This is a genomic window from Pseudomonas iridis, assembly GCF_017980685.1.
GTDB classification, from domain to species: domain Bacteria; phylum Pseudomonadota; class Gammaproteobacteria; order Pseudomonadales; family Pseudomonadaceae; genus Aquipseudomonas; species Aquipseudomonas iridis.
The window spans coordinates 93547-118552 of sequence record NZ_JACXXO010000006.1 but is presented as its reverse complement, the minus strand read 5'-3'; the positions used below and the strand labels follow the sequence as shown (position 1 = coordinate 118552).

The window sequence follows — 25006 nt, the reverse complement described above, 5'->3', positions numbered from 1 at the left end:
ATTTGCGTTGGCCTTTTTTTTGGCTCCTTGATCTTATTCTTGCGCCGTCGCCACACTTTCCAGCCGATACCCATACCCATAAATCGTCAACAACTGCCAGCCGCGATCCGCCGTCAGCCCCAGCTTGTTGCGCAGTCGATAGATGTGCGTGTCCAAGGGCCGCGATGAAGCGACTTCTTCATGGGGCCAGAAGCGCTCATACAGGTAATCCCGCGACAGCGGTCGGCCGAGGTTGCTGAACAGGCATCGTGCGAGGCGGTATTCGCGTTCGGTCATGACGATCGGTTTGCCCTCACGGGTGACCGTCAACTCGGCGTCATCGAAGGTCAGATCATTGAAGCTCAGCACTTCGGTTGCAGCGCTGCGTGGCTGGCTGTGCCGGCGTAATACTGCGGCGACTCGGGCTTTCAGTTCATTGGGCCGGAACGGTTTGCTGACGTAGTCGTCGGCACCAGCATTCAGGGCCTGGACGATATCGCTTTCGCCATCGCGGCTGGTGAGCATGATCGCCGCCGGTGGCGCCTCCATGTGTTCACGGGTCCAGCGCAACAGGGTCAGCCCGGTGATGTCGGGCAGTTGCCAGTCGAGGATCAACAGGTCGAAGGTTTCCCGGCGCAGCTGTCGCAACAGGTCTTCACCGTGCTCGAAGCTGTGCAGCGACCAAGGCTGTTCTCCGGCTTCAGCCATTTGCTGCAGGGTCTGCTCGACCCGGCGCAGTTCGGCGGGTTCATCGTCCAGTATCGCAACGCGCATACGCGAGGGTTCCTTGTCGCTGGGGGCAGTTGGGCGTCAACCATAGTCGTTCGGCGATCTTCAGGAAAGTAAGCGGCCCGCCGTTGGTCGACGTCCGCTATGATTCTTCGGGTCGAGTATCAGACCTGTGACCTATGAAACCATTCACACCACCCTGCCCTTTTTCCCATGAATGACCGCAGACGGCATGAAAGCCGAGAGCCGAGCCAGGTGCAGCGACTGTTTCGCCAGTTGGTGCGCGAGTGGTTGTGGATAAGTCTAGTGCTGTTACCACTGACTGCGCTGTTATCGTATAGAGCGCAGGTCAATTTGAATGACGCATCCCCGAGCCTTGGCGCATTGCTCTCGGTGGGCCTGGTGGCTTGCGTTCTTGGGCTGCTGTTATGGCGTCCACGTCTGGCCCTTTGGATGACGCTGATCGGCATGGCCGGCGTACTGCTGACCAGCGTCGGGCTGGCGGAAATCCGCGAGTGGTGGTCGCCGACGCCAGCGATGCTGGGCATGTTGTTCGGCTATTTGATCTGGAACTGGCGACGCCTGAGTGTGGTGCTGACGTACTTCGGTTGGGAGCTGGCGCGGCTGGACAGCGAACCGAAAGTCTTTCCCGAACGCCGCCGCGCGCAGTTCACCGGCGCTGATCACTTGCAGCGCCAGATCATGGCGCTCGAACAAGCCATGAGTCGTACCCGCGATACCCGGCGCTTTATCGCTGACGGTCTGGAATATCTACCCGTCGCCACGCTCATCAGCGATCCCAAGGGCCAGATCCTTTTGGGCAATCGCAAGGCTCGCCAGCTGTTCGATCATGCTTTGGTGGGTGACGACGTTCTCGATCAGTTGGCGCTGCTCGGATATCCAGAGTTGTCCACAGCCCCGCGTCCTCTGTTATCCGCACTGCCGTTGCTGGAATTTCGTGATCACAAGGAGCGCAGCCTGCGCCTTGAGCGCGCTGCGTTGCTGCCGGTGGATGGTGACACCCCAATCGGCTGGTTGCTGAGTTTGACCGACCTGAGTGCCGAGCGCGCCGCCGAGGAACAACGCGGCGTCTTGCTGCGCTTCCTCTCCCATGATCTTCGTGCGCCGCATTCGGCGATCCTCGCTCTGCTTGACGTTCATCGTCATCAGGCCGGGGCGGATGCGCCATTGTTCGAACAGATCGAGCGTCAGGTTCACCGCGCTCTGGATCTGACCGATGGCTTTGTGTTGTTGGCGAGGGCTGAATCCGAAACGTATCAGTTCCAGCCGACGTTGTTTGGGATGCTGGTGCTGGACGTGCTCGATCAGGCCTTGCCGATCGCTCAGCAGAAACGCATCGAACTGCTGCACGACATGGACGAGCAGTCCCAGGAACGGCTGGTGTCTGCTGACCAGGGCCTGCTGACTCGTGCGTTGTTCAATCTGCTGGAAAACGCCATCAAGTACAGCCCGGCTGACACCACGATTCAGTTGCGTGTCACGTGTCAGGACGATTGGCTCCGTTGCGAGCTTGTTGATCAGGGCAAAGGCATTGCCGCCGAGGAACTGCCCGACCTGTTCAGCCAATACCGGCGATTTTCCTCGGCTCAGGGCATTGATGGCGTTGGTCTGGGCCTGTCGATGGTGAAAGCCGTGGTCGATCACCATGGCGGCAGAATCGAATGCCGTAGTGTGGTCGATCAAGGTACGACGTTCAGGCTTGAGTTACCGTTGGTCATTGAATGAACAGGCACAAAAAAACCGGCTATATCAGCCGGTTTTTTTACATCCAAAAAAAACTTATGCACCTTTTACGGCGTTTTATGAGCTTGAGAAATATATAAGTAAATCAGTAGGTTATATCTAATATTCAAGCTTTTTCAACAAAAGCGTACACAGGTTATCCACAAAATCTCAGACAGCGATCTGACCACTTTCAGCGGGTGCCTGTGGCGCAGGTGGCAATGAACCCATTTCCCGTTGCGTCTGCTCGTTCCAGGCTTGCACCCGGTCGTTCAATGCTGCAATGGCTCGCGGCCCAGTACCTTCGGCGTACATCGGTTCGCCAATGACCACAGTGATCACTCCAGGCTTTTTGGCCCAACCGGTTTTCGGCCAGAATTTGCCGGCATTGTGTGCAATCGGCAGTACCGGAAGCTCGGCATTCACCGCCAAAGCGCTGCCACTGCGGGAGAATTTTCCGACAGTGCCGTAGGGGACGCGAGTGCCTTCCGGAAAGATCAGCACCCAGACATTGTCTTTGAGCAGCTCATCGCCTTTCGCCGCGACTTGCTTGAGCGCAGCTTTCGGGTTGTCGCGATCAATCGCGATCGGTCGCAGCATGGCCATGGCCCAGCCGAAGAATGGCACGAACAGCAATTCGCGCTTGAGCACCTGGCTCAAAGGCGAGAAATAAGCGGAGAGGAAAAACGTCTCCCAAGTGCTCTGGTGGTTCGATTGAATCACGCAGGGCCGGTCTGGCACATTTTCCGCGCCTTTGATTTCGTAACGGATACCCAGGAACACCTTGCTCAACCACAAGGCGCAACGGCACCAGTACACGTTGATGAAGCGATAGCGCGCCTTGAATGGCAAAAAGGGCGCGATAAAAAAGCTCAGGCTGCACCACAGTAAGGAGGTGGTGCCCAGCAGCAGGTAAAAGAGAAAGATTCTGAAGGCCCGCAGTATCGACATGGCGACGTTTACCGTTACGGGGCAATGCCCGTCTGTTCAAGCGCACTCCCGATCAATCCCTGGTCAGGAATTTCAGAAGTACTCTAGTTGTGGATAAGTTCTGCGGCAATCGCCGCCAGATCGTCAAAAATCAGAGTGCCAACCGGCAGGGTTTTACCCTGAGTCTTTTCGCCTTTTCCGGTCTTTACCAAAACTGGCTGTGAATCGACGGCTTTGGCGGCCTCCAGGTCACCAAGGCTGTCGCCGACGAACCAGACATTGTTCAGTTCGACGTGGTAATGCGCCGCGATGGTTTTCAACATGCCCGGTTTCGGTTTACGGCAATCGCAACCCTCGTCCGGCCCATGCGGGCAGTACACGATCAGCCCGACTTCACCGCCCTGCTCCGCCACTAATGCGCGCAAACGCGCGTGCATGGCGTCGAGGGTAGCGAGGTCGTAGTAGCCGCGAGCAATGCCCGACTGGTTAGTGGCAACCGCCACCGTCCAGCCGGCCTTGCTCAACTGCGCAATCGCCTCGATCGAGCCGGGCAAAGGAATCCACTCCTCCACCGACTTGATGTAAGCGTCGGAGTCGTAATTGATCACTCCGTCCCGATCGAGAATCAGCAGTTTCAACAGCAATCCCTCAACCCAGCAGCGAAATGTCGGCAACACCCAGGAACAGGCCACGCAGACGCGCCAGCAGCGCGTAACGGTTGGCCCGCACTTTGGCGTCTTCGGCATTGACCATCACCGCGTCGAAGAACGCATCTACCGGCTCGCGCAATGCTGCAAGGCGTGCCAGCGATTCGTTGTACTGACGCGCCGCAGCCATTGGCTGCACAGCCTGATCCGCTTGCTGGATCGCCGAGTACAGCGAGAACTCGTTGGCATTGTCGAAGTACTTGGCTTCAACCACGCTTGGCACGGCGCCTTCAACTTTGCTCAGCAGGTTGGAAACCCGCTTGTTCACCGCCGCCAACGCTGCCGCTTCCGGCAGTTTGCGGAAGGCCTGCACCGCTTGCACACGCTGGTCGAAGTCCAGCGCCGAACCCGGCTTCAGGGCACGTACCGACAGGTAAGTGGCAACATCGACGCCTTCGTCTTCGTAACGCGCACGCAGACGGTCGAAGATGAATTCCAGCACCGCTTCGTTAAGACCAGCAGCCTTGACCTTGGGACCGAACGCATTCACGGCGAAAGCCACGGCGTCGTTCAGATCGAGATCGAGTTTTTTCTCGATCAGGATACGCAGCACGCCCAGTGCCGCACGGCGCAGGGCATACGGGTCTTTGCTGCCGGTTGGCAGCATGCCGATACCGAAGATGCCGACCAGTGTGTCGAGCTTGTCGGCAATGGCGACGGCTGCACCGGTCAGGGTCGCAGGCAGTTCAGCACCGGCACCGCGCGGCATGTACTGCTCGTTCAGCGCCAGCGCGACGTCTTGCGGCTCGCCGTCATTGAGGGCGTAGTAGTAGCCGGCGACACCTTGCATCTCCGGGAACTCGCCGACCATTTCGGTGGACAGGTCGCACTTCGACAGCAAGCCTGCGCGGGCAGCCCACGAAGCGTTGCCGCCGATGCGTGCGGCGATGTAAGCCGCCAGTTTCGATACGCGCTCGGCCTTGTCATAGACGCTGCCGAGTTTTTCCTGGAACACCACGTTCTTCAGGCGATCGTTGAACACTTCGAGCTTCTGCTTCTTGTCTTGCTTGAAGAAGAACTCGGCGTCGGTCAGGCGTGGGCGAACCACTTTCTCGTTACCGGCGATGATCTGCTGCGGGTCTTTGCTTTCGATGTTGGCCACGGTAATGAAACGAGGCAGCAACTTGCCGTCGGCATCCAGCAGGCAGAAGTACTTCTGGTTGTCCTGCATGGTGGTGATCAGTGCTTCTTGCGACACGTCGAGGAAACGTTCCTCGAACGAGCACACCAGCGGCACCGGCCATTCAACCAGCGCGGTCACTTCGTCGAGCAGCGCTGGCGGAACGATTGCAGTGCCTTCCTGACGGGTCGCCAGCTCTTCAGTGCGCTTGCTGATGATCTCGCGACGCTCGTTGGCGTCGGCCAGAACATAAGCGGCACGCAGGTCGGACAGGTAGCTTGCCGGCGAACCGATGCGCACGTTTTCCGGGTGGTGGAAGCGGTGGCCACGGGAGTCACGGCCAGCCTTCTGCGCGAGGATGGTGCAGTCGATGACCTGGTCACCGAGCAGCATCACCAGCCATTGGGTCGGACGCACGAATTCTTCTTTGCGTGCACCCCAACGCATGCGTTTCGGGATCGGCAGGTCGTTCAGCGAATCTTCGACGATGGTCGGCAGCAGGCTCGCGGTCGGCTTGCCGGCGATGCTCTGGCTGTAACGCAGTTTCGGGCCGCTCTGATCGATCTCGCTCAGGTCGACGCCGCACTTCTTGGCGAAGCCCAACGCTGCCTGGGTCGGATTGCCTTCGGCATCGAAAGCCGCCTGACGTGGCGGGCCGTCGAGGTTGATGCTGCGATCCGGTTGCTGGGTGGCCAGCGCGGTAATCAACACAGCCAGACGACGCGGCGCGGCGTAGACGGTTTTTGCTTCATAGCTCAGGCCGGCAGCTTGCAGGCCCTTGTCGATACCGGCGAGGAACGCGTCAGCCAAAGTGTTCAGCGCTTTGGGTGGCAGTTCTTCGGTGCCCAGTTCAACCAGAAAATCTTGCGCACTCATTGTGCAGCCTCCAGCTTGGCCAGTACTTCGTCACGCAGGTCCGGGGTCGCCATCGGGAAGCCCAGCTTGGCGCGCGCCAGCAGGTAGGCTTGCGCAACGGAACGCGCCAGGGTGCGTACGCGCAGGATGTATTGCTGACGCGCGGTCACCGAGATTGCCCGGCGCGCATCCAGCAGGTTGAAGGTGTGCGAGGCCTTCAGGACCATTTCGTAGCTCGGCAGCGGCAACGGCTGGTCGAGTTCGATCAGGCGCTTGGCTTCGCTTTCATAGAAGTCGAACAGTTCGAACAGTTTGTCGACGTTGGCGTGTTCGAAGTTATAGGTGGATTGCTCCACTTCGTTCTGGTGGAACACATCGCCGTAGGTGACTTTGCCCATCGGGCCGTCAGCCCAGACCAGGTCGTAGACCGAATCCACGCCCTGCAGGTACATGGCCAGACGCTCGAGACCGTAGGTGATTTCGCCGGTCACCGGGTAGCACTCGATGCCGCCCGCTTGCTGGAAGTAAGTGAACTGAGTCACTTCCATGCCGTTCAGCCAGACTTCCCAGCCCAGACCCCAGGCGCCGAGGGTCGGCGATTCCCAGTTGTCTTCGACGAAGCGAATGTCGTGAACCAACGGGTCCAGGCCGACATGCTTGAGGGAGCCCAGGTACAGTTCCTGAAAGTTGTCCGGGTTCGGCTTCAGGACTACCTGAAACTGATAGTAGTGCTGCAGACGGTTCGGGTTTTCGCCGTAACGGCCGTCAGTCGGACGGCGGCTTGGCTGCACGTAGGCGGCGTTCCAGGTTTCCGGGCCGATGGCGCGCAGGAAGGTCGCGGTGTGGAAAGTGCCGGCGCCTACTTCCATATCGTAGGGCTGAAGTACCACACAACCTTGCTCGGCCCAGTATTGCTGGAGCGCGAGGATCAAGTCTTGGAAGGTACGCACGGCTGGCGTAGGCTGGCTCACGAAATTCACCTGTTTCTTGGGCTGCGATTTAAAGAGCGGGAGTATACCCGATTCAGTCGCACCTCCACCCCCTGGAGCCTTATGCCACGCTGCTTTTGGTGTACCGAAGATCCGCTGTACATGGCTTATCACGATCAGGAGTGGGGCACGCCGCTACGCGATGCGCAGGGTTTGTTCGAGTTGCTTTTGCTCGAAGGGTTCCAGGCCGGGCTTTCCTGGATCACCGTGTTGCGCAAACGCGAGCGCTATCGTGAGGTGTTGTTCGGCTTTGATGTGCAGCGTGTTGCGCAGATGAGTGACGCCGAAATCGAAGAATTGATGCTCGATCCTGGGATCATCCGCAACCGTCTCAAACTCAATGCCGCCCGGCGTAATGCCCAGGCCTGGCTGGCGCTGGAAGATCCGGTGGCGTTCCTCTGGTCGTTTGTCGGCGGCCAACCGATCATCAATCATTTCAAGGATCGCAGCGAAGTCCCGGCAATCACCCCCGAAGCGCTGGCGATGAGCAAAGGCTTGAAAAAGGCTGGCTTCACGTTCGTCGGTCCGACCATTTGCTACGCGATGATGCAGGCCTCGGGCATGGTCATGGATCACACCCGCGACTGCGACCGCTACGCGCAGCTCGTCAACGGCGGTTAGAATGGCCGCCTCGCGCACAGCACAAGATCAGGAGTGACCTGTGGAAAAGTTTAAAGGCGCCTTGCTGGTAGGCGCTCTGCGGCTGTTTGCCCTGCTGCCATGGCGGGCGGTGCAGGCCGTGGGTTCGGCAATTGGCTGGATCATGTGGAAAACCCCCAACCGCTCCCGCGATGTAGTGCGGATCAACCTCGCTAAATGTTTTCCACAGATGGACCCGGCCGAGCGCGAGCGTCTGGTCGGGCAGAGTCTGAAAGACATCGGCAAGTCCCTGACCGAAAGCGCCTGCGCCTGGATCTGGCCGGCCCAGCGCTCCATCGACCTGGTGCGCGAAGTCGAAGGTCTGGACATCCTCAAGGACGCACTGGCCTCGGGCAAAGGCGTTGTGGGCATCACTAGTCACCTGGGCAACTGGGAAGTGCTCAACCACTTCTATTGCAGCCAGTGCAAACCGATCATTTTCTACCGTCCACCCAAGCTCAAGGCTGTGGATGAGTTGCTGCGCAAGCAGCGCGTACAACTGGGCAACAAAGTCGCTGCGTCAACCAAGGAAGGCATTCTCAGTGTCATCAAGGAAGTGCGCAAAGGTGGTGCAGTGGGCATTCCCGCTGACCCGGAACCGGCCGAATCAGCGGGGATCTTCGTACCCTTCTTCGCCACGCAGGCGCTGACCAGCAAATTCGTACCGAACATGTTGGCCGGCGGCAAAGCCGTTGGCGTGTTTCTGCATGCGCTGCGTCTGCCCGATGGCTCCGGCTATAAAGTGATCCTCGAAGCCGCGCCAGAGGCCATGTACAGCACCGATACCGCCGAGTCCTGCGCTGCCATGAGTAAAGTCGTCGAGCGTTACGTGGCGGCGTATCCAAGCCAGTACATGTGGAGCATGAAGCGTTTCAAGAAGCGTCCACCGGGCGAAGAACGCTGGTATTGACCGACTTGGCACACTCTGTGGATAACGTGTAGGCGTTGCCGCAGGTTCGGGAGGTGATCGGACGATCGTTCGATCTTCTTCCCGTTATCCACAAAAGAAGTTCAGCGAAGGGCGCATGAAGATGTCCGAACACCGCAAATCATTCCGCATCAAGATCAGCCACGACAGCTTCGGCGATTGCCTCGGCCAGACCCGCAATCTGTCGCCCACCGGCGTCTATGTCCAGCATCCGCGCCTCGCATCGTTGCCCAAAGGCGCGGTGGTCTATGGCCAGGTGCAGGATTTACCCACAGGCGCGCCGCGAGTGCGGATGGAAGTGGTGACGGTGGATGCCGAGGGCATCGGTCTTCGTTACTTGTGAACAAGATCCGCTGATCTACTGCGCCTGACGATCAAGCTTCTTCAAAAACACCGTCATCTCTTTCTCGGCCTGCTTGTCGCCGTGAGCGCGGGCGGCTTCCAGACCGTGTTCCCACGCATGGCGCGCGGCAGCGTGATCGCCCTGCGCCAATTGCGCCTTGCCCAACAGTTTCCAAGCTGCCGAGTATTTCGGATCGAAGCCGACGCAGCGCTGGAAATGCTCGGCGGCCTTGGCGTTTTCCCCAAGATCCAGGTAACCCTTGCCCAGACCGAAGCGCAGCAGGGAGTTATCCACACCCTTGGCGAGCATTTTTTCCAGGGATTCGAGCATGGGTGGAGTCCTTTGGTGGTGTGTCAGTGAAGATTTGTGGCGCTGCCCTCGCCGGCAAGCCAGCTCCCACAGGGTTCTCGGATGTACATCCTATCCATGAACAACCCAAAAACCTGTGGGAGCTGGCTTGCCAGCGATAGGGCCAGTCCGATCACCAGATAATCCGGATCAGAAAAAGCTCAACCCCACATGGAACAGCTTCTCCACATCACGAATATGTTTTTTATCCACAAGGAACAGAATCACATGGTCGCCCGCTTCGATCACCGTATCGTCGTGGGCAATGATCACCTGATCATTGCGGATCACCGCGCCGATAGTGGTGCCCGGCGGCAGGCCGATTTTCTCGATGGGCTTGCCAATGACCTTGCTCGACTTGGCATCGCCGTGGGCAATCGCCTCGATCGCTTCCGCCGCACCGCGCCGCAATGAATGCACGCTGACGATATCGCCACGGCGCACGTGGGCCAGCAGCGTGCCGATGGTCGCCAGTTGCGGGCTGATGGCGATGTCGATGTCGCCGCCCTGGATCAAGTCGACGTAAGCCGGGTTGTTGATGATCGTCATCACCTTCTTCGCCCCCAGCCGTTTGGCCAGCAGCGACGACATGATGTTGGCTTCGTCGTCATTGGTCAGTGCGAGGAAAATATCCGCGTCGGCGATGTTCTCTTCCATCAGCAAATCGCGATCCGACGCGCTGCCCTGTAGCACCACGGTGCTGTCGAGGGTGTCGGAGAGATAGCGGCAGCGTGCCGGGTTCATCTCGATGATCTTCACCTGATAACGGCTTTCAATGGCTTCGGCCAGCCGCTCGCCGATCTGCCCGCCGCCGGCGATGACGATGCGCTTGTAGGTCTCGTCGAGACGGCGCATTTCGCTCATCACTGCGCGAATATCCTCACGCGCGGCGATGAAGAAGACTTCGTCATCGGCTTCGATCACCGTATTGCCTTGCGGCAAAATCGGTCGGTCGCGGCGGAAAATCGCTGCAACGCGGGTCTCGACATTCGGCATGTGCTCGCGCAATTGCCGCAGTTGCTGACCCACCAACGGCCCGCCGTAGTAGGCGCGCACAGCCACCAGTTGCGCCTTGCCTTCGGCAAAGTCGATCACCTGCAAAGCGCCGGGATGCTGGATCAGACGCTTGATGTAGTTGGTCACTACTTGCTCGGGACTGATCAGCACGTCGACCGGAATGGCTTCGTTCTGGAACAGCTGCTCTTCGCGGTTCAGATAGGACGCTTCGCGCACCCGGGCGATCTTGGTCGGGGTGTGGAACAACGTGTGGGCGACCTGACAGGCGACCATGTTGGTTTCGTCGCTGTTGGTCACGGCCACCAGCATGTCGGCGTCGTCGGCGCCGGCCTGGCGCAGCACCGATGGCAGCGAGCCACGGCCCTGCACGGTGCGGATGTCGAGGCGATCGCCGAGGTCGCGCAAGCGCTCGCCATCGGTGTCGACCACGGTAATGTCGTTGGCTTCGCTCGCCAAGTGTTCAGCCAGCGAACCGCCGACCTGTCCTGCACCAAGGATGATGATTTTCATCCAGTCACTCCAATGAATCCGTTTAGCCGCGTGCGGCAGCGATCTTGATCAGTTTGGCGTAGTAGAACCCGTCATGCCCGCCCTGCTGGGCCAGCAGTTGGCGACCGTGGGGCTGCTTGATCCCGGCACTCGTGGCCAGGTCCAGCTCGCGTGCGCCAGGGGTGCGCTCGAGGAACGCGGCGATGACTTCGGTGTTCTCGGTCGGCAGTGTCGAGCAGGTGGCGTAAAGCAGGATGCCGCCGACTTCGAGGGTTTTCCACATCGCGTCGAGCAACTCGCCTTGCAGTTGCGCGAGGGCGACGATGTCGTCGGGCTGACGGGTCAGCTTGATGTCCGGATGACGGCGGATCACGCCGGTGGCCGAGCACGGTGCGTCGAGCAGGATGCGCTGGAACGGTTTGCCATCCCACCACTTCTCGATATCACGACCGTCAGCGGCGATCAGCTCTGCGCTCAAACCGAGGCGTTCGAGGTTTTCTCGCACGCGCACCAGGCGCTTGGCTTCCAGATCCACCGCCACCACACCGGCCAGTGCGGGCTCGGCTTCGAGGATGTGGCAGGTCTTGCCGCCCGGAGCACAACAGGCGTCGAGCACGCGTTGGCCCGGCGCCAGATCGAGCAGATCGGCGGCCAGTTGAGCGGCTTCGTCCTGCACGCTGATCCAGCCTTCGGCGAACCCCGGTAGGCTGCGGACATCGGCAGCGGCTTCAAGAATGATGCCGTCGCGGCTGAAGACACACGGCGTTGCGACGATACCGGCCGCAGTCAGGAGACCGAGGTAGGCGTCGCGGCTGTGATGGCGACGGTTGACCCGCAGGATCATCGGCGGATGCGCGTTGTTCGCTTCGCAGATCGCTTCCCACTGTTCTGGCCAGAAGGCCTTCAGGGATTTTTGCAGCCAGCGTGGGTGAGCAGTGCGTACCACTGGATCGCGTTCCAGCTCGGCGAAAATCGTTTCGCTTTCACGCTGGGCATTGCGCAATACGGCATTGAGCAGGCCCTTGGCCCAAGGCTTTTTCAGCTTGTCGGCGCAACCGACGGTTTCACCGATGGCTGCGTGGGCCGGAACGCGGGTGTAGAGCAACTGATAGAGGCCAACCAGCAGCAACGCCTCGACATCGGCATCCGCAGTCTTGAACGGCTTCTGCAGGAGTTTTTCCGCCAGTGCCGACAGCCGTGGCTGCCAGCGCGCGGTGCCGAACGCCAGATCCTGAGTGAAACCGCGATCGCGATCCTCGACCTTGTCCAATTGCGTCGGCAGAGAACTGTTGAGCGAGGCTTTGCCGCTCAGTACGGCGGCGAGAGCCTTGGCGGCGGCCAGACGAGGGTTCATTGCGCGTCCACCGCTGCGCCAAGAAGGGTGCCGACGGCGAATTTTTCACGACGGCTGTTGAACAGGTCGCTGAAATTCAGCGCCTTGCCGCCGGGCAATTGCAGACGGGTCAGGCACAGCGCCTGTTCGCCGCAAGCGACGATCAGGCCGTCCTTGCTGGCGCTGAGGATTTCACCCGGTGCGCCTTTACCGTCGGCAAGTGTTGCCGCCAGCACTTTCAGCGCTTCACCGTTGAGGGTGCTGTGGGTGATCGGCCATGGGTTGAAGGCGCGCACCAGTCGTTCCAGCTCAATGGCCGGACGGCTCCAGTCGATGCGTGCTTCGTCCTTGTTCAATTTGTGCGCGTAGGTGGCGAGGTCGTCGTTCTGCACTTCGCCCTCAAGAGTGCCAGCCGCCAGACCGGCAATCGCCTGCACCACGGCCGGCGGGCCCATCTCGGCAAGACGGTCGTGCAGCGTGCCGCCGGTGTCTTCGCCGGTGATCGGCGTGACGACCTTGAGCAGCATCGGCCCGGTGTCGAGGCCGGCTTCCATGCGCATCACGGTCACGCCGCTTTCGGCATCGCCCGCTTCGACGGCACGCTGAATCGGCGCCGCTCCGCGCCAGCGTGGCAGCAAGGATGCATGGCTGTTGATGCAGCCCAGACGCGGAATATCGAGCACCACTTGCGGCAGGATCAGACCGTAGGCGACCACCACCATCAAATCCGGCTTCAGCGCCGCGAGCTCGGCTTGTGCGTCAGCGTTGCGCAAGGTCGGCGGCTGCAACACCTGGATATTATTTTCCAGCGCCAGCTGTTTAACCGGGCTCGGCATCAGTTTTTGCCCGCGACCGGCTGGACGATCCGGTTGGGTGTAGACCGCAACGATCTCGTAAGGGCTGCTCAGCAGGGCCTTGAGGTGCTCGGCGGCGAATTCCGGAGTACCGGCAAAAACGATGCGCAGTGGCTCAGTCATTGAATGGCTCTCTATGGCAAAGCTTCATAAAAAGAAAAAGGCTTGCCGCAGCAAGCCTTTGAAGGAGGGCATCAAGCGTTCTGGCGATGGAGCTTTTCCAGTTTCTTCTTGATCCGGTCGCGTTTGAGCGTGGACAGGTAATCGACGAACAATTTGCCGTTGAGGTGGTCGCATTCGTGCTGGATGCACACGGCGAGCAGGCCTTCGGCAATCAGTTCATAGGGCTTGCCGTCGCGGTCCAGCGCCTTGATCCTGACCTTCTGCGGACGGTCGACGTTTTCGTAGAAGCCGGGCACCGAAAGGCAGCCTTCCTGATACTGATCCATTTCTTCGGTCAGCGATTCGAACTCGGGGTTGATGAATACCCGCGGCTCGGAGCGGTCTTCGGAAAGGTCCATCACGACGATACGTTTGTGCACGTTGACCTGGGTCGCGGCGAGGCCGATGCCCGGCGCTTCATACATTGTTTCAAACATGTCATCGACCAACTGACGCACTTCGTCGTCCACTACAGCCACAGGCTTGGCGATAGTACGCAGACGCGGGTCCGGGAATTCGAGGATGTTTAAAATGGCCATAGGCTGATTGCTGCACGTGTTGAGTAAAGTCGGGTCGATGGCCTGGCAGGTCCGAAGATGCAGGCTACCGTTGTGAAGCGTAGCTTGTGCATTTTGCCCAAGCGAGCCACGGGGGCTCTGACGATTCACGCGAGCGCACATGATAAAGGGATTCACTGCATGAGGAAAACACTACTCGCCCTGCTGCTGTTGGCTTCGGCTGGCGCGGCGCACGGGCAAGTGCAACTCAGGGATGGTTTTCCACAGCAATACACGGTGGTTTCGGGGGACACACTCTGGGACATTTCCGGCAAATACCTGCGCGAGCCCTGGCAGTGGCCACAACTGTGGCGGGCCAATCCGCAGATCGAGAACCCCAACCTGATCTACCCCGGCGACACGCTGACGCTCAGTTACGTCAACGGCCAGCCACGCCTGACCCTCAATCGCGGCGAATCGCGCGGCACCATCAAGCTCTCCCCACGCATTCGCACCAGCCCGGTGGCCGAGGCGATTCCGAGCATTCCGCTCAAATCCATCAACAGCTTTCTGTTGAGCAATCGCATCGTCGACAAGGCCGAAGACTTCGACAACGCGCCGTACATCGTCGCCGGCGATGCCGAACGGGTGCTCAGCGGTACCGGCGACCGCATTTTCGCACGTGGCCACTTCGACCCGGATCAGCCGGTGTACGGCATCTTTCGACAGGGCAAGATTTACACCGATCCGCAGACCAAGGAGTTTCTCGGAATCAACGCCGATGACATTGGTGGCGGAGAAATCGTTGCCACCGAGGGCGATGTCGCCACCCTCGCCCTGCAACGCACCACACAGGAAGTACGCCTCGGCGACCGCTTGTTCAGCGGCGAAGAGCGCTCGATCAACTCGACCTTCATGCCCAGCGCGCCGACCAGCAACATCAACGGCGTGATCATCGACGTACCTCGCGGTGTCACCCAGATTGGCGCAATGGACGTGGTCACCCTGAACAAGGGCAAGCGTGACGGCCTGACTGAAGGCAATGTGCTGGTGGTGATGAAAACCGGCGAAACCGTGCGTGACCGGATCACCGGTCAGCCACTGAAAATCCCCGACGAACGCGCCGGATTACTGATGGTGTTCCGCACCTACGACAAACTCAGCTACGGCCTCGTCCTTAACGCATCGCGCTCATTGGCGGTGCTCGACAAGGTGCGAAATCCGTAGCGTGCTTAACAAGTTACCAACAGAGTTATCCACAGCTTGCTCCGAATGGTTCGGGGCTTATAACGATCAAGGATTGATCCTTTATGCTGCCTGTCTGTACACCGGTTTCCCCTGCGGAACTGGAAGCGCGCCTGCGCCTGCACCGCTTGCCGACAATCGGTCCGAAGCGCTTTCTCAAATTGCTCGAAGCCTTTGGCTCGGCGTCCAAAGCCATCAGCGCCCCTGCCAGTGCCTGGCGTTCGCTGGGATTGCCAGCGGCGTGTGCCGAGGCGCGGCGATGTCCTGAAGTGCGCGATGGCGCAAGCCACGCAATGCGCTGGCTAGAGCGGCCCAATCAACATTTACTGATGTGGGATCAAGCGGATTATCCGGCGCTGCTCGCACAGATCCCGGATCCGCCGCCGTTGTTGTTCGTCGCGGGTGACCCACTGATTCTTGAAAAACCGCAACTGGCGATGGTTGGCAGCCGCCGTGCTTCGCGTCCGGGAATGGACACCGCCGCAGCCTTCTCTCGCTGCCTGGCGGGCGCCGGTTTTGTCATCACCAGTGGTCTGGCGCTGGGCATTGATGCCGCCGCGCATCAGGCCGCGCTGGATGTCGGCGGGCAAACCGTGGGTGTGCTAGGCACCGGCCTGGAAAATTTTTATCCACAGCGCAATCGGCGGCTGGCCGATGCGATGATTGCCTCGGGCAGCGCCGTGCTTTCGGAGTTTCCGCTGGATGCCGGCCCAAGTGCCAGCAACTTCCCGCGGCGCAATCGGATCATCAGTGGTTTGTCCCTTGGCGTGCTGGTGGTCGAGGCGAGTGTCGCCAGCGGTTCGCTGATCACCGCGCGGTTGGCGGCGGAACAGGGACGGGAGGTTTATGCCATTCCTGGCTCGATTCATCACCCGGTGCACGTGGCTGTCACCAGTTGATTCGAGATGGCGCAGTGCTGGTCGAAACCATAGAGCACATCCTCGAAGCCCTGCGCGGCTGGCAGCATTTACCGATGTCTATGGACACGCCCAAAGAGACTCATCCACTGCTCACGCTGCTGCACGCCGCACCGCATACCAGCGAAGGCTTGGCTGACAGCAGTGGCTGGGCCTTGCCCAAAGTGTTGGTGGCCCTCACAGAACTGGAAATGGATGGCCGTGCGGTGTGCGAAAACGGTCGCTGGCTGGCCAGGACGAGCTAGGTTTTACAAGGAAGATCGGTAAACTGCGCAAAACCTGTTTGTGGAGAGTTTTTTCATGGTCAACAGTTGGCGTGTGCAACAAGCCGCACGAGAGATTCGCGCCGGGGCGGTGATTGCCTATCCAACCGAAGCTGTCTGGGGGCTGGGTTGCGATCCGTGGAATGAAGAAGCGGTGGATCGACTGCTGGCGATCAAGAACCGTTCGGTCGACAAGGGCCTGATTCTGGTCGCCGACAATATTCGCCAGTTCGACTTTCTGTTTGAAGACTTCCCGCAGGACTGGATCGACCGCATGTCCAGCACCTGGCCAGGGCCGAACACCTGGCTGGTGCCGCATCAGAACTTGTTGCCGGAATGGGTCACCGGGGTGCATGACACCGTCGCGTTGCGGGTCAGTGATCACCCGCAGGTGCGTGACTTGTGCTCAATGGTCGGGCCGCTGATTTCGACATCGGCCAACCCGCAAGGACGTCCGGCGGCGCGCACGCGCTTGAGGGTCGAGCAGTATTTCCGCGGACAGATTGACCTGGTATTGGGTGGACAACTGGGTGGGCGCAAAAACCCCAGCGTCATCCGTGACCTGGCCAGCGGCAACGTCATTCGTCCTGACTGACGTTCTCTTTCAAGCTTATATAGATATATGTAGTACTCCTCGGCTTTCAAGGCGAGGAGTACTACATATGGCTGCGATTTTTCCTTCAAGTAACTATTAAAATACAACAACTGTTTGTTTACATCTGTCTTTAATGTGTCGGACTAATCGACGAGCATCCAGTTTCAGTAAATTTTCCTACGTCATTATCAGAAATCGCGCAGTGGCGATATTTCTAAAAGCATCCATCATTTCAATGCGCTCAGAAAACTTCGATAAGTTAACGTCTGCGGAGAAGGAATGGATACTACGGATTTACAACTCACGGATTATCTGCAGGCACTTCAGTCGACATTAAGACGTCAGCATGAAAATTGTCATGTGGTTACTCTCGAAGCCGGATCAGACACGCGAGAGTTTGAACGGTTTATTGGTCGCCAGTTTCGGCTGCGATTGCAACACTACATGCTGACTTCCAGAGCCCGTTTGCTGGAAACAAGCTTGGCGATAACGGCCCGCAGCACTCACTTTCTGCTTTATCAACAAGACCAGTTGATGGCGGTATTGAGAGTGACGCCCTCACCTTTTGAATGGGCATCACTGGCGCATCAGCATCTTTCGCCAACCCAGGCGCTGTCGCGTCATGTCGAGTTCAGTCGGTTAATCACCCTCTCCCAGGGTCACCTGCCGGTGTCGGTCAACTGCCTGCTGGCATCGGCCACCGAATGGGCGATCAAGCGCGGTTATGAGGGCGTCACGGCCCTGTGCCGATCACCCCAGCGGCGACTGTTCCAGCGCTTCGGCCTGACATCGATCACCACCGACTCCCTGCATATCGAACAACGCGCCCGCGGCGATTACTGGCTGCTCTCAGCGCAATGGCCGCAGATCCTCGCAGCCGTTCAACAACCCGTCCACACCGCCCTCAATTCACCGGAGAGTCACGATGACCGCGCATGCCAGTTTTGAACAACAGTTGAGCCTGCTGGACGAACGAATCGAAAATGTATGGGCCGATATTCTCGATAACTCGCGGCTGGTCAAAGCCATCCGCGGCGGCAGCGTTTCGAAGGCCTTGTATGCGATTTACATGATCGAGACTTTCCACTACACCGCACACAATGCGCGAAACCAGGGTTTGGTGGGTGTGCGACATGCCGATAATCCGGTGTATGCAAAATTTTGTTTTGAGCATGCGGCGCGAGAAGCGGGCCAGGAAAAAATGGCACTTCATGATGTTATGAGTCTTGGTCTGAATAGTGAAAGTTTTGATATGCCTTCAGCATTGCCGGAAACAGAAGTGCTGATTGCTTACTTGTACTGGATATCTTGCAATGGTAATCCGCTGCGACGGCTTGGGTACAGTTATTGGGCAGAGAATTCTTATAAGTACGCCACGTCATATATTAATACCCTGAGAGAAACACTGTCGCTTAGACCGGAGCAGTTGACGTTTCACAGATTGTCTTCCTTAGTTGCTCACTCCGATATTGATGTCGAACACTTCAACGAAATCAAACTCATCCTGCAGCGAACTTGCAAAGATCAATCCGATTGGGACGCCATTGCGACTGTAATGGAAACCAGTTTGCGCCTGACCGGCAACATGCTTGAAGCCGTCTATGAGCAGTATGAGGCCTGGCGAAACGGCCTCGCACCGCGCTATGACTTCCTGCACGCACTGGATAACTCATGAGTCCTTCACGGCGATTTTCCCGAACGACGCACGGGGGCTGGCATGTCTGACTATTTCGAGCGATTGAACTATGCGCTGGGGGATGAAGACACCGCGCTGGAATTCGCCATCCTGCCCCCGCGGGCCAGGCACGTGGTCGGCGTCGCGGGAAGTGGCGGACGGCTGCTGCCGCTGCTGGCCCGCAACCCCGCACGCATGACCTGCATTGATGTAAGTGCGCCGCAACTGGCGTTCACGCGACTGCGCTTTGCTCTGCTGCAACAGACCGATTACACATCGTTTATGGACTTCATGGGTTACCACCCAGGGGTTTTGCCGTCGCGACGCCAATCCATACTTGAGCAACTGGATCTGCCGCGCGTCGATCGCCACTGGCTGGCGGAGTTTTTCCAGACACGTCATTGGCAGGCGCCGATCTACATGGGGGCTTTTGAGCAGACTTTGCAGCGATTGGCGAAGGTCAATCGACTGTTTACCGGCGAGGCGGGGAGAGCGATTTTTCAGTGCTGCGATCTCGGCGAGCAAACCGATTATTACCGAACCCGTTTTCCCCTCAGGCGCTGGCGGGCTGTGATCTCGCTGCTGGGCAACGCCGCAGTGCTCAATTCGTTGTTGTACAAAGGATCGTTTCCACCCAACAACCTGGGTATCAGCTCCCGCGCAGCGTATCTGGAAATTTTCCACACCTTGTTTAGCACGCAGATCGTGCGCGAGAGCTTCTTTCTGCAAATGCTGTTTTTTGGTGAGCTGCGCTACCCCGAAGGTTTCCCGCTGGAGTGCGATCCGCGGATCTTCAAGCGTGCCCGAGAGGCCATTCAGCAGTGTGAGTTGCGCATCGTGCAGGCCGACATTATCGATTGCGCCGCCAAACACACGGACGTCGATTTCGTATCGCTCTCGGACGTGCCTTCCTTCATGCCTCAGGTCGCTGGAGCGAGTGTCTTGCAACGGCTGCGCCCGTCCCTTGCCGACAAGGCGCTGCTGGTCATGCGTGGACATTTGCACATCGTCCAGCCCGATTGTGCAGGCTTCTGCGATATCACTGCCCATTACCAGGACGCGATCGCACGAGAAAAAACCCAGCTCTGGCGCGTGCAGGTCTACCGCCAGACGACACCTTTGCAGGTATCCCGATGAACAATCAGCACCCAACCGTCAACTGGGTAAAAAACCGTGTGCGTCAGGCCCGTGACGATCAGCAGCAGCTGTTTGATGCCGGCCTCAATGGCTTGAAACTGGTGAGCCGTGAGGGCAAGACCATCGAGTTGAGCAGCGGTGAGCGGCTGACCGAGTTTCTCTCATGTTCTTACCTGGGACTGGAGTGCGACCCGCGTCTGATTCAAAGCGCGGTGAGCACCGTGAAATCCTTCGGCGTGCAATTTGCCGCCGCACGAACCCGCGTACTGCTACCGCCCATGCGCGAACTCGACGAGCAGTTGAACCAGATATTCCAGGGCTACACGGTGACCTTCAACTCGGTGGGCAGTGCGCATCTGGGCTGCCTGCCGTTACTGGGCTCAGGCGAGCTACCGTCCTATCCGTTGCGTCGTGGCCCGGGCTGGATCGTCGACCGGGCGGCCCATGCTTCAATGCAGGTGCTGCAAGGGATCCTGTGGCAGTTCGGCCCTGTACAGCGATGCGACTGCAATGACGTGGACCAAGTCGAACAGGCTTGCTCCACAGCAGTAGCCGCTGGCAATACACCCATCATCCTCACGGACAGCATTGGCTCGATGCGGGGTTTGTATCCGATCAATCGACTGTTGCAGCTGGCGGAGCGCTTTGAAGGCTATCTGTATGCCGATGACGCCCACGGCACCTCGATTCACGGCGTAACAGGCGGAGGTTATGCACTCGTTGCTGCCGGTGAGCAACGGCGCGATCGTCTGATTCTTCTGTCCTCGCTGTCCAAGGCATTTGGTGCCACGGGCGGAGCGATCACGGTCTTTTCCGAAGCCGACGCTGGAATGATCCGCCGCCATGCGTCGACCTATACCTTCGGCGGGCCATTGTCGATGGGCGGTGTCGGTGCGGCGGTAGCGTCTGCGGACATTCACCTTTCGCCGGAGCTGGGACAGTTGCAGGCGGCTCTGTGGCGAAATGTTGCCCTGATCGACAACCTGCTCGGGCCGGTGCTGGGCAACCATGAAGTCGCCTCGCCCATTCGTTTTGTCCGCGTCGGCGCCGAGCGTGATGCCATCAGTCTGGCGTTGCACCTGCGGCGAAAGGCCATAGCCGTTACCACCGCCATGTTTCCGGTGGTGGCCAAAGGCGAAGCGATTCTGCGTCTGGCCATCAGCGCGAATCACAACCAGGCCCAATTGGAGAGCCTGGCCAATGCCGTCCGTGGCGGTTTCGATGAGTTGGGCATTCGCCAGGGGGGGCGTGACGATGAGCGATGATCCCGTGCTCTCTGCCAACCAGGCCTTTGCGCACAAATTGGCCCATGCGCAGTCACTGCCGTGGTTCTGTGCGCTGTGTCCGCAGATCCTCCAGGTGCACAGTCTGAAGGATTTGCAGCGCCTGCCGATCCAGGCCGTGGAGGACGAGCATGGCGGTGTGCTGTTTTCCGCGCTTGGCGAAGCGTCGCACCGTGCGCCGGGTGGCGGCCTGACCCTGACGTCGGGCGGCAGCACCGGCAACCGCAAACACATCACCCATTCCTGGACGTTCAACGCCAGCATCGTGCCGCTGGGGGCGCGAATGTTTGGCGTGGCGGACGAACGCCCGGGTGTGGTCATCAATTGCCTGACCGCGGGTGAAATGCAGGGGGCTTTCCAGTACGCAGCGGCGATCGTGCAGCATGTCGGCGCACGTCTGCTGCCCGCCGGTTCATTAATGGGGGTTCAGCGAATTGCCGGGTTGATTCAGTCGCAAGCGGCCGATGCGCTGATTTGCACGCCTTCCTTCGCCGCGGCGCTGTTCAACCACGATGAAGTCGACGCACAGCAATTGGTCAGCTTGAGATGGCTTTACTACATCGGGGAACCCTGCGGTCCTCAATTGCGCGAACAGCTTGGCCGGGACTGGCCGGCGATAAGGCTCCGGTCGCTGGGCTACAGCTCGACGGAAACCGGCCCCATCGGCTATCAATGCGTGCACCTTGGGCACGGTTTTTATCATCTGCACGCCGATGCGGTGTTCATCGAAGTGGTGGACCCACTCACCTTGCAAGCAGTGGCCGCGGGCGAAAGCGGTGAGTTCCTGCTGACATCCTTGCTGCCCGATCACGTGCCGCTGTTGCGTTACCGGATTGGTGATCGTGGTCGAATCCTGCGCAATGGGGCGAATTGCGCCTGTGGCAGCGCCTTGCCCGTGTTGCAACTTGAGGGGCGGGTAGAGACATCGATCAAGCTGGGGGGCGCGCTCATCACGCAGCGACAGGTGATGAGCGTACTCGCACAGGCATTGCCACAGCTGGCTTCTAACGACATTCAGGTACAGATCAATCGACAAGCCAACGGTGTGCGCATGTGTCTGGTCATTGCTCAGGACAAACTGCCGACCGGCGCAGAAGCCGCCATCGAACAGGCGTTGCACAACGAGGCGCAGGCAAGCGCATTGCTCAGGTTGCCCGGTGTTTTGGGATTGCAGGTGCAGCGTCTGGCTCGCAGCCGTTTCGAAACAACTGCTGCGGGCAAGACGCCGTTCTTTATTGAGTTGGAGGCTACCCCGGACTCACCGGGGTAGCGTGTTTTCAGGGCAGCAGGATGGTCGAACCGGTGGTGCGCCGAGCCGACAATTCGGTCTGTGCCTTCGCCGCTTCAGCCAATGGATAGCGCTGGCTGATATCGACCTTGAGCTTGCCGCTGATGATCATCTCGAACAGTTCATCGGCCATGCGCTGCAGGTTCTGCGCATTGTTGGCATAGGTCGCCAATGTAGGCCGGGTGACGTAGAGCGAGCCCTTGGCGGAAAGGATGCCCAGATTCACGCCGTCGACTGCGCCGGAAGCATTGCCGAAGCTCACCACCAACCCGCGGGGCGACACGCTGTCCAGCGAGGTCAGCCAAGTGTCCTTGCCAACCCCGTCATAGACCACCGGGACTTTCTTGCCGTCGGTCAATTCCAGCACGCGTTCGGCAACATTTTCGTGGCTGTAGTCGATGGTCGCCCAGGCACCGTTGGCCTTGGCCAGTTCGGCTTTTTCCTTCGAGCTGACGGTGCCGATCAGTTTCACGCCCAGCGCCTTGGCCCATTGGCAGGCCAGCGAACCCACGCCCCCCGCTGCGGCGTGGAACAAAATGGTCTCGCCGCCCTTGAGCTCATAGGTCTGACGCAGCAGGTACTGCACGGTCAAACCCTTGAGCATCACCCCGGCGGCGGTTTCGAAGCTGATCTGGTCTGGCAGCTTCACCAGATTGGCTTCAGGCAGGACGTGCAATTCGCTGTAAGCACCCAGCGGGCCGCTGCCGTACGCGACGCGGTCACCGACCTTGAACCGGGTAACCTCGCTGCCCACCGCCTCAACAATGCCTGCACCTTCCGCGCCCAGGCCGGACGGCAAGGCTGGCGGTACGTAGAGGCCGCTGCGGAAATAGGTGTCGATGAAATTCAGGCCGATAGCCTTGTTGGCTACGCGCACCTGATTCGGGCCGGGCGCGGCGGGTTCATAATCAACAAACTCGAGCACTTCGGGACCGCCGTGGGCGCGGAACTGGATACGCTTTGCCATCTGCCTGCTCTCCTTGGGTCTTTTGTAAGGTCCCTATCCAACGCTTATGCATGATCTTCGTCAACTGCGGCGCGTTGGCCTGCGGTGGTATGCTACGCGCCCATTTGCGCCGACCCCCGCCTGCGGGTTGCCGCATAGTGATGCCCCGATTCAAGGTGAAGCCATGACGACCCGCACCGACGCCGTAAAGGCCTATCTGCTCGACCTGCAAGACCGCATCTGCGCCGCACTCGAAACCGAGGATGGCGGCACGCGCTTCGTCGAAGACGCCTGGACCCGGCCTGCGGGCGGTGGCGGTCGCACTCGCGTCATTGAAAACGGCACGCTGATCGAAAAGGGCGGGGTCAACTTTTCCCACGTCTTCGGCAGTGGTCTGCCACCGTCGGCCAGCGCCCATCGCCCGGAATTGGCCGGTCGCGGTTTTGAGGCGCTTGGCGTGTCGTTGGTGATCCATCCGCACAGCCCACACGTGCCGACCTCTCACGCCAACGTGCGTTTTTTCATCGCCGAGAAAGAAGGGGAAGAGCCGGTCTGGTGGTTCGGCGGCGGCTTCGACCTGACGCCGTATTACGGAAACGAAGAAGACTGCATCCATTGGCACCGCGTCGCCGAACAGGCCTGCGCGCCATTCGGCCCGGACGTCTATCCGCGCTACAAGGCGTGGTGCGACACCTACTTCCACATCAAGCATCGCCACGAACCGCGCGGCATCGGCGGCTTGTTTTTCGATGACCTGAACGAGTGGGATTTCGACACCAGTTTCGCCTTTATGCGCGCCATTGGTGATGCCTACATCGACGCCTACCTGCCGATCGTGCAGCGCCGCAAGCACGATACGTTCACCGCTCAGCAACGTGAGTTCCAGGAATTCCGCCGTGGCCGCTACGTTGAGTTCAACCTGGTTTACGACCGTGGCACGCTGTTCGGCCTGCAATCGGGCGGGCGTACCGAGTCGATCCTGATGTCGCTGCCGCCGCAAGTACGCTGGGGCTACGACTGGAAGGCTGAACCTGGCAGCGAAGAAGCGCGCCTGACCGAGTACTTCCTGCAAGACCGCGACTGGCTGACCCAAGCCTGAGGACATCTGATGGATCGTTACGTCGTTTTCGGTAACCCGATCGGCCACAGCAAATCGCCGATGATCCACAAGCTGTTCGCCGAGCAGACCGGCGAGAGTCTCGACTACGCCACGTTGCTGGCGCCGCTCGACGACTTTTCCGCCTGCGCTACGGCGTTTTTCCGCGAAGGTCGCGGCGCCAATGTCACTGTGCCGTTCAAGGAAGACGCCTATCGCCTGGCTAACAGCCTGACGGCCCGCGCGCGACGGGCGGGTGCGGTGAATACCTTGAGCAAACTGGCCGACGGTTCGCTGCTCGGCGACAACACCGACGGCGCCGGACTGGTGCGGGATCTGACGGTAAACGCCGGGTTCAGTCTGACCGGCAAACGCATCTTGCTGCTCGGTGCCGGTGGCGCCGTGCGTGGAGCGCTGGAGCCGTTGCTGGCGGAGAAACCCGCGTCGGTGATCATCGCCAACCGTACGGTAGACAAGGCCGAGTTGCTGGCGGAATTGTTCTGCGATCTGGGGCCGGTGTCGGCCAGCGGCTTTGATTGGCTGCGCGAGCCCGTGGACGTGATCATCAACGCCACTTCCGCCAGCCTCACCGGCGATGTACCGCCGATTGCGCCGAGCCTTATCGAACCGGGCCAAACCCTGTGCTACGACATGATGTACGGCAAAGAGCCGACCGCGTTCTGCCGCTGGGCCAGTGAGCACGGTGCGGCGGTGTCGATGGATGGTTTGGGCATGCTCGCCGAGCAAGCTGCCGAGGCGTTCTATTTGTGGCGCGGCGTGCGCCCGGACACGGCGCCGGTTCTGGCTGAACTACGCCGTCAGTTGGCGCAGTAATTACCCATGTGGGAGCGAGCCTGCTCGCGAAGACGGCGGCACATCCAACATTGATGTGTCAGATA

At 59.6% G+C, this 25006-nt stretch carries 24 protein-coding genes and 1 pseudogene; 14 read left to right on the top strand and 11 right to left on the bottom strand.

Annotation, left to right across the window (positions count from 1 at the left end):
• Positions 1–33: 33 nt before the first annotated feature.
• Entirely contained in the window at positions 34–753 is a 720-nt protein-coding gene (locus tag IEQ42_RS12630) for a response regulator transcription factor (protein ID WP_210703767.1), read from the bottom strand.
• A gap of 168 nt (positions 754–921) precedes the next feature.
• On the opposite strand from IEQ42_RS12630, the gene IEQ42_RS12625 reads away from it, so the two are divergent.
• Positions 922–2454 (top strand): sensor histidine kinase, encoded by a 1533-nt coding sequence (locus tag IEQ42_RS12625; RefSeq protein ID WP_210703766.1) that lies wholly within the window; start codon positions 922–924, stop codon positions 2452–2454.
• Between the two features lie 168 nt (positions 2455–2622).
• On the opposite strand, the gene IEQ42_RS12620 is transcribed toward IEQ42_RS12625, so the two are convergent.
• The 4 genes from IEQ42_RS12620 to glyQ form a co-directional block, all read right to left on the bottom strand.
• Positions 2623–3402 carry a lysophospholipid acyltransferase family protein gene (locus tag IEQ42_RS12620; RefSeq protein ID WP_210623293.1) on the bottom strand — a complete coding sequence of 260 codons (780 nt, stop codon included), beginning with the start codon at positions 3400–3402 and terminating at the stop codon, positions 2623–2625.
• An 83-nt stretch (positions 3403–3485) separates the two neighbouring features.
• The gene (gmhB, locus tag IEQ42_RS12615; RefSeq protein ID WP_210703765.1) at positions 3486–4025 is read right to left on the bottom strand and encodes a D-glycero-beta-D-manno-heptose 1,7-bisphosphate 7-phosphatase; all 540 of its coding nucleotides are present in this window, start codon (positions 4023–4025) and stop codon (positions 3486–3488) included.
• Positions 4026–4029: 4 nt separating this feature from the next.
• The gene (gene glyS / locus IEQ42_RS12610; RefSeq protein ID WP_210703764.1) at positions 4030–6084 is read right to left on the bottom strand and encodes a glycine--tRNA ligase subunit beta; all 2055 of its coding nucleotides are present in this window, start codon (positions 6082–6084) and stop codon (positions 4030–4032) included.
• Positions 6081–7034, bottom strand: a complete 954-nt coding sequence (glyQ, locus tag IEQ42_RS12605; RefSeq protein WP_025112261.1) for a glycine--tRNA ligase subunit alpha — start codon at positions 7032–7034, stop codon at positions 6081–6083. The genes glyS and glyQ overlap by 4 nt, the downstream gene beginning before the upstream one ends.
• Before the next feature lie 81 nt (positions 7035–7115).
• On the opposite strand from glyQ, the gene tag reads away from it, so the two are divergent.
• The 3 genes from tag (at position 7116) to IEQ42_RS12590 (ending at position 8962) form a co-directional block, all read left to right on the top strand.
• On the top strand, positions 7116–7673 hold the full coding sequence (gene tag, locus IEQ42_RS12600; RefSeq protein ID WP_210703763.1) for a DNA-3-methyladenine glycosylase I: 558 nt from the start codon (positions 7116–7118) through the stop codon (positions 7671–7673).
• A gap of 40 nt (positions 7674–7713) precedes the next feature.
• Complete coding sequence (locus IEQ42_RS12595; protein WP_064389687.1) at positions 7714–8601, top strand: lysophospholipid acyltransferase; 888 nt, start codon at positions 7714–7716, stop codon at positions 8599–8601.
• A 121-nt stretch (positions 8602–8722) separates the two neighbouring features.
• The gene (locus IEQ42_RS12590; protein ID WP_042561928.1) at positions 8723–8962 is read left to right on the top strand and encodes a PilZ domain-containing protein; all 240 of its coding nucleotides are present in this window, start codon (positions 8723–8725) and stop codon (positions 8960–8962) included.
• 15 nt (positions 8963–8977) lie between these two features.
• On the opposite strand, the gene IEQ42_RS12585 is transcribed toward IEQ42_RS12590, so the two are convergent.
• The 5 genes from IEQ42_RS12585 to def form a co-directional block, all read right to left on the bottom strand.
• Positions 8978–9292 (bottom strand): tetratricopeptide repeat protein, encoded by a 315-nt coding sequence (locus tag IEQ42_RS12585; protein ID WP_210703762.1) that lies wholly within the window; start codon positions 9290–9292, stop codon positions 8978–8980.
• 168 nt (positions 9293–9460) lie between these two features.
• Entirely contained in the window at positions 9461–10837 is a 1377-nt protein-coding gene (trkA, locus tag IEQ42_RS12580) for a Trk system potassium transporter TrkA (RefSeq protein ID WP_042556912.1), read from the bottom strand.
• A gap of 22 nt (positions 10838–10859) precedes the next feature.
• Positions 10860–12170, bottom strand: a complete 1311-nt coding sequence (rsmB, locus tag IEQ42_RS12575; RefSeq protein ID WP_210703761.1) for a 16S rRNA (cytosine(967)-C(5))-methyltransferase RsmB — start codon at positions 12168–12170, stop codon at positions 10860–10862.
• A complete protein-coding gene (gene fmt / locus IEQ42_RS12570) occupies positions 12167–13126 on the bottom strand; it encodes a methionyl-tRNA formyltransferase (protein ID WP_150688247.1) in 960 nt (319 codons plus the stop codon). The genes rsmB and fmt overlap by 4 nt, the downstream gene beginning before the upstream one ends.
• Before the next feature lie 71 nt (positions 13127–13197).
• Complete coding sequence (gene def / locus IEQ42_RS12565) at positions 13198–13704, bottom strand: peptide deformylase (protein WP_042556915.1); 507 nt, start codon at positions 13702–13704, stop codon at positions 13198–13200.
• A gap of 159 nt (positions 13705–13863) precedes the next feature.
• On the opposite strand from def, the gene IEQ42_RS12560 reads away from it, so the two are divergent.
• The 8 genes and pseudogenes from IEQ42_RS12560 to IEQ42_RS12525 all read left to right on the top strand — a co-directional run bounded on the left by IEQ42_RS12560 (position 13864) and on the right by IEQ42_RS12525 (position 22047).
• Positions 13864–14889 (top strand): LysM peptidoglycan-binding domain-containing protein, encoded by a 1026-nt coding sequence (locus IEQ42_RS12560; protein WP_210703760.1) that lies wholly within the window; start codon positions 13864–13866, stop codon positions 14887–14889.
• An 83-nt stretch (positions 14890–14972) separates the two neighbouring features.
• Positions 14973–16069, top strand: a pseudogene (gene dprA / locus IEQ42_RS12555) (DNA-processing protein DprA).
• Positions 16070–16124: 55 nt separating this feature from the next.
• Positions 16125–16682 (top strand): L-threonylcarbamoyladenylate synthase type 1 TsaC, encoded by a 558-nt coding sequence (gene tsaC / locus IEQ42_RS12550; protein WP_042556918.1) that lies wholly within the window; start codon positions 16125–16127, stop codon positions 16680–16682.
• Positions 16683–16961: 279 nt separating this feature from the next.
• Positions 16962–17630 carry a hypothetical protein gene (locus IEQ42_RS12545; protein WP_210703759.1) on the top strand — a complete coding sequence of 223 codons (669 nt, stop codon included), beginning with the start codon at positions 16962–16964 and terminating at the stop codon, positions 17628–17630.
• Positions 17608–18357: a thiaminase II/PqqC family protein gene (locus IEQ42_RS12540; RefSeq protein WP_210703758.1), complete on the top strand. Its 750-nt coding sequence runs from the start codon at positions 17608–17610 to the stop codon at positions 18355–18357. Before IEQ42_RS12545 ends, IEQ42_RS12540 begins: the two co-directional genes overlap by 23 nt.
• Positions 18358–18420: 63 nt before the next feature.
• Positions 18421–19494, top strand: coding sequence for a DUF3419 family protein (locus IEQ42_RS12535; protein WP_241865827.1), 1074 nt, complete (start codon positions 18421–18423; stop codon positions 19492–19494).
• Positions 19491–20759, top strand: coding sequence for an aminotransferase class I/II-fold pyridoxal phosphate-dependent enzyme (locus IEQ42_RS12530; RefSeq protein ID WP_210703756.1), 1269 nt, complete (start codon positions 19491–19493; stop codon positions 20757–20759). Before IEQ42_RS12535 ends, IEQ42_RS12530 begins: the two co-directional genes overlap by 4 nt.
• Positions 20749–22047 (top strand): phenylacetate--CoA ligase family protein, encoded by a 1299-nt coding sequence (locus IEQ42_RS12525; protein WP_210703755.1) that lies wholly within the window; start codon positions 20749–20751, stop codon positions 22045–22047. The genes IEQ42_RS12530 and IEQ42_RS12525 overlap by 11 nt, the downstream gene beginning before the upstream one ends.
• A gap of 7 nt (positions 22048–22054) precedes the next feature.
• Here IEQ42_RS12525 and IEQ42_RS12520 read toward each other — a convergent pair whose 3' ends face one another.
• Complete coding sequence (locus IEQ42_RS12520) at positions 22055–23032, bottom strand: quinone oxidoreductase family protein (RefSeq protein ID WP_210703754.1); 978 nt, start codon at positions 23030–23032, stop codon at positions 22055–22057.
• A 163-nt stretch (positions 23033–23195) separates the two neighbouring features.
• On the opposite strand from IEQ42_RS12520, the gene hemF reads away from it, so the two are divergent.
• On the top strand, positions 23196–24110 hold the full coding sequence (hemF, locus tag IEQ42_RS12515; RefSeq protein WP_210703753.1) for an oxygen-dependent coproporphyrinogen oxidase: 915 nt from the start codon (positions 23196–23198) through the stop codon (positions 24108–24110).
• Positions 24111–24119: 9 nt separating this feature from the next.
• A complete protein-coding gene (gene aroE / locus IEQ42_RS12510; RefSeq protein WP_210703752.1) occupies positions 24120–24941 on the top strand; it encodes a shikimate dehydrogenase in 822 nt (273 codons plus the stop codon).
• The last annotated feature ends 65 nt before the right edge of the window (positions 24942–25006 follow it).

What these genes read in the sequence shown, in the direction of transcription:
- hemF (WP_210703753.1), top strand. Translation starts at nt 23,196, where the DNA reads ATGACGACCCGCACCGACGCCGTAAAGGCCTATCTGCTCGACCTGCAA.
- aroE (WP_210703752.1), top strand. Translation starts at nt 24,120, where the DNA reads ATGGATCGTTACGTCGTTTTCGGTAACCCGATCGGCCACAGCAAATCG.
- IEQ42_RS12545 (WP_210703759.1), top strand. Translation starts at nt 16,962, where the DNA reads ATGGATACTACGGATTTACAACTCACGGATTATCTGCAGGCACTTCAG.
- tsaC (WP_042556918.1), top strand. Translation starts at nt 16,125, where the DNA reads ATGGTCAACAGTTGGCGTGTGCAACAAGCCGCACGAGAGATTCGCGCC.
- IEQ42_RS12530 (WP_210703756.1), top strand. Translation starts at nt 19,491, where the DNA reads ATGAACAATCAGCACCCAACCGTCAACTGGGTAAAAAACCGTGTGCGT.
- IEQ42_RS12560 (WP_210703760.1), top strand. Translation starts at nt 13,864, where the DNA reads ATGAGGAAAACACTACTCGCCCTGCTGCTGTTGGCTTCGGCTGGCGCG.
- glyS (WP_210703764.1), bottom strand. Translation starts at nt 6,084, where the DNA reads ATGAGTGCGCAAGATTTTCTGGTTGAACTGGGCACCGAAGAACTGCCA.
- IEQ42_RS12540 (WP_210703758.1), top strand. Translation starts at nt 17,608, where the DNA reads ATGACCGCGCATGCCAGTTTTGAACAACAGTTGAGCCTGCTGGACGAA.
- IEQ42_RS12620 (WP_210623293.1), bottom strand. Translation starts at nt 3,402, where the DNA reads ATGTCGATACTGCGGGCCTTCAGAATCTTTCTCTTTTACCTGCTGCTG.
- def (WP_042556915.1), bottom strand. Translation starts at nt 13,704, where the DNA reads ATGGCCATTTTAAACATCCTCGAATTCCCGGACCCGCGTCTGCGTACT.
- IEQ42_RS12520 (WP_210703754.1), bottom strand. Translation starts at nt 23,032, where the DNA reads ATGGCAAAGCGTATCCAGTTCCGCGCCCACGGCGGTCCCGAAGTGCTC.
- IEQ42_RS12630 (WP_210703767.1), bottom strand. Translation starts at nt 753, where the DNA reads ATGCGCGTTGCGATACTGGACGATGAACCCGCCGAACTGCGCCGGGTC.
- IEQ42_RS12585 (WP_210703762.1), bottom strand. Translation starts at nt 9,292, where the DNA reads ATGCTCGAATCCCTGGAAAAAATGCTCGCCAAGGGTGTGGATAACTCC.
- rsmB (WP_210703761.1), bottom strand. Translation starts at nt 12,170, where the DNA reads ATGAACCCTCGTCTGGCCGCCGCCAAGGCTCTCGCCGCCGTACTGAGC.
- tag (WP_210703763.1), top strand. Translation starts at nt 7,116, where the DNA reads ATGCCACGCTGCTTTTGGTGTACCGAAGATCCGCTGTACATGGCTTAT.
- trkA (WP_042556912.1), bottom strand. Translation starts at nt 10,837, where the DNA reads ATGAAAATCATCATCCTTGGTGCAGGACAGGTCGGCGGTTCGCTGGCT.
- IEQ42_RS12590 (WP_042561928.1), top strand. Translation starts at nt 8,723, where the DNA reads ATGTCCGAACACCGCAAATCATTCCGCATCAAGATCAGCCACGACAGC.
- IEQ42_RS12625 (WP_210703766.1), top strand. Translation starts at nt 922, where the DNA reads ATGAATGACCGCAGACGGCATGAAAGCCGAGAGCCGAGCCAGGTGCAG.
- fmt (WP_150688247.1), bottom strand. Translation starts at nt 13,126, where the DNA reads ATGACTGAGCCACTGCGCATCGTTTTTGCCGGTACTCCGGAATTCGCC.
- IEQ42_RS12525 (WP_210703755.1), top strand. Translation starts at nt 20,749, where the DNA reads ATGAGCGATGATCCCGTGCTCTCTGCCAACCAGGCCTTTGCGCACAAA.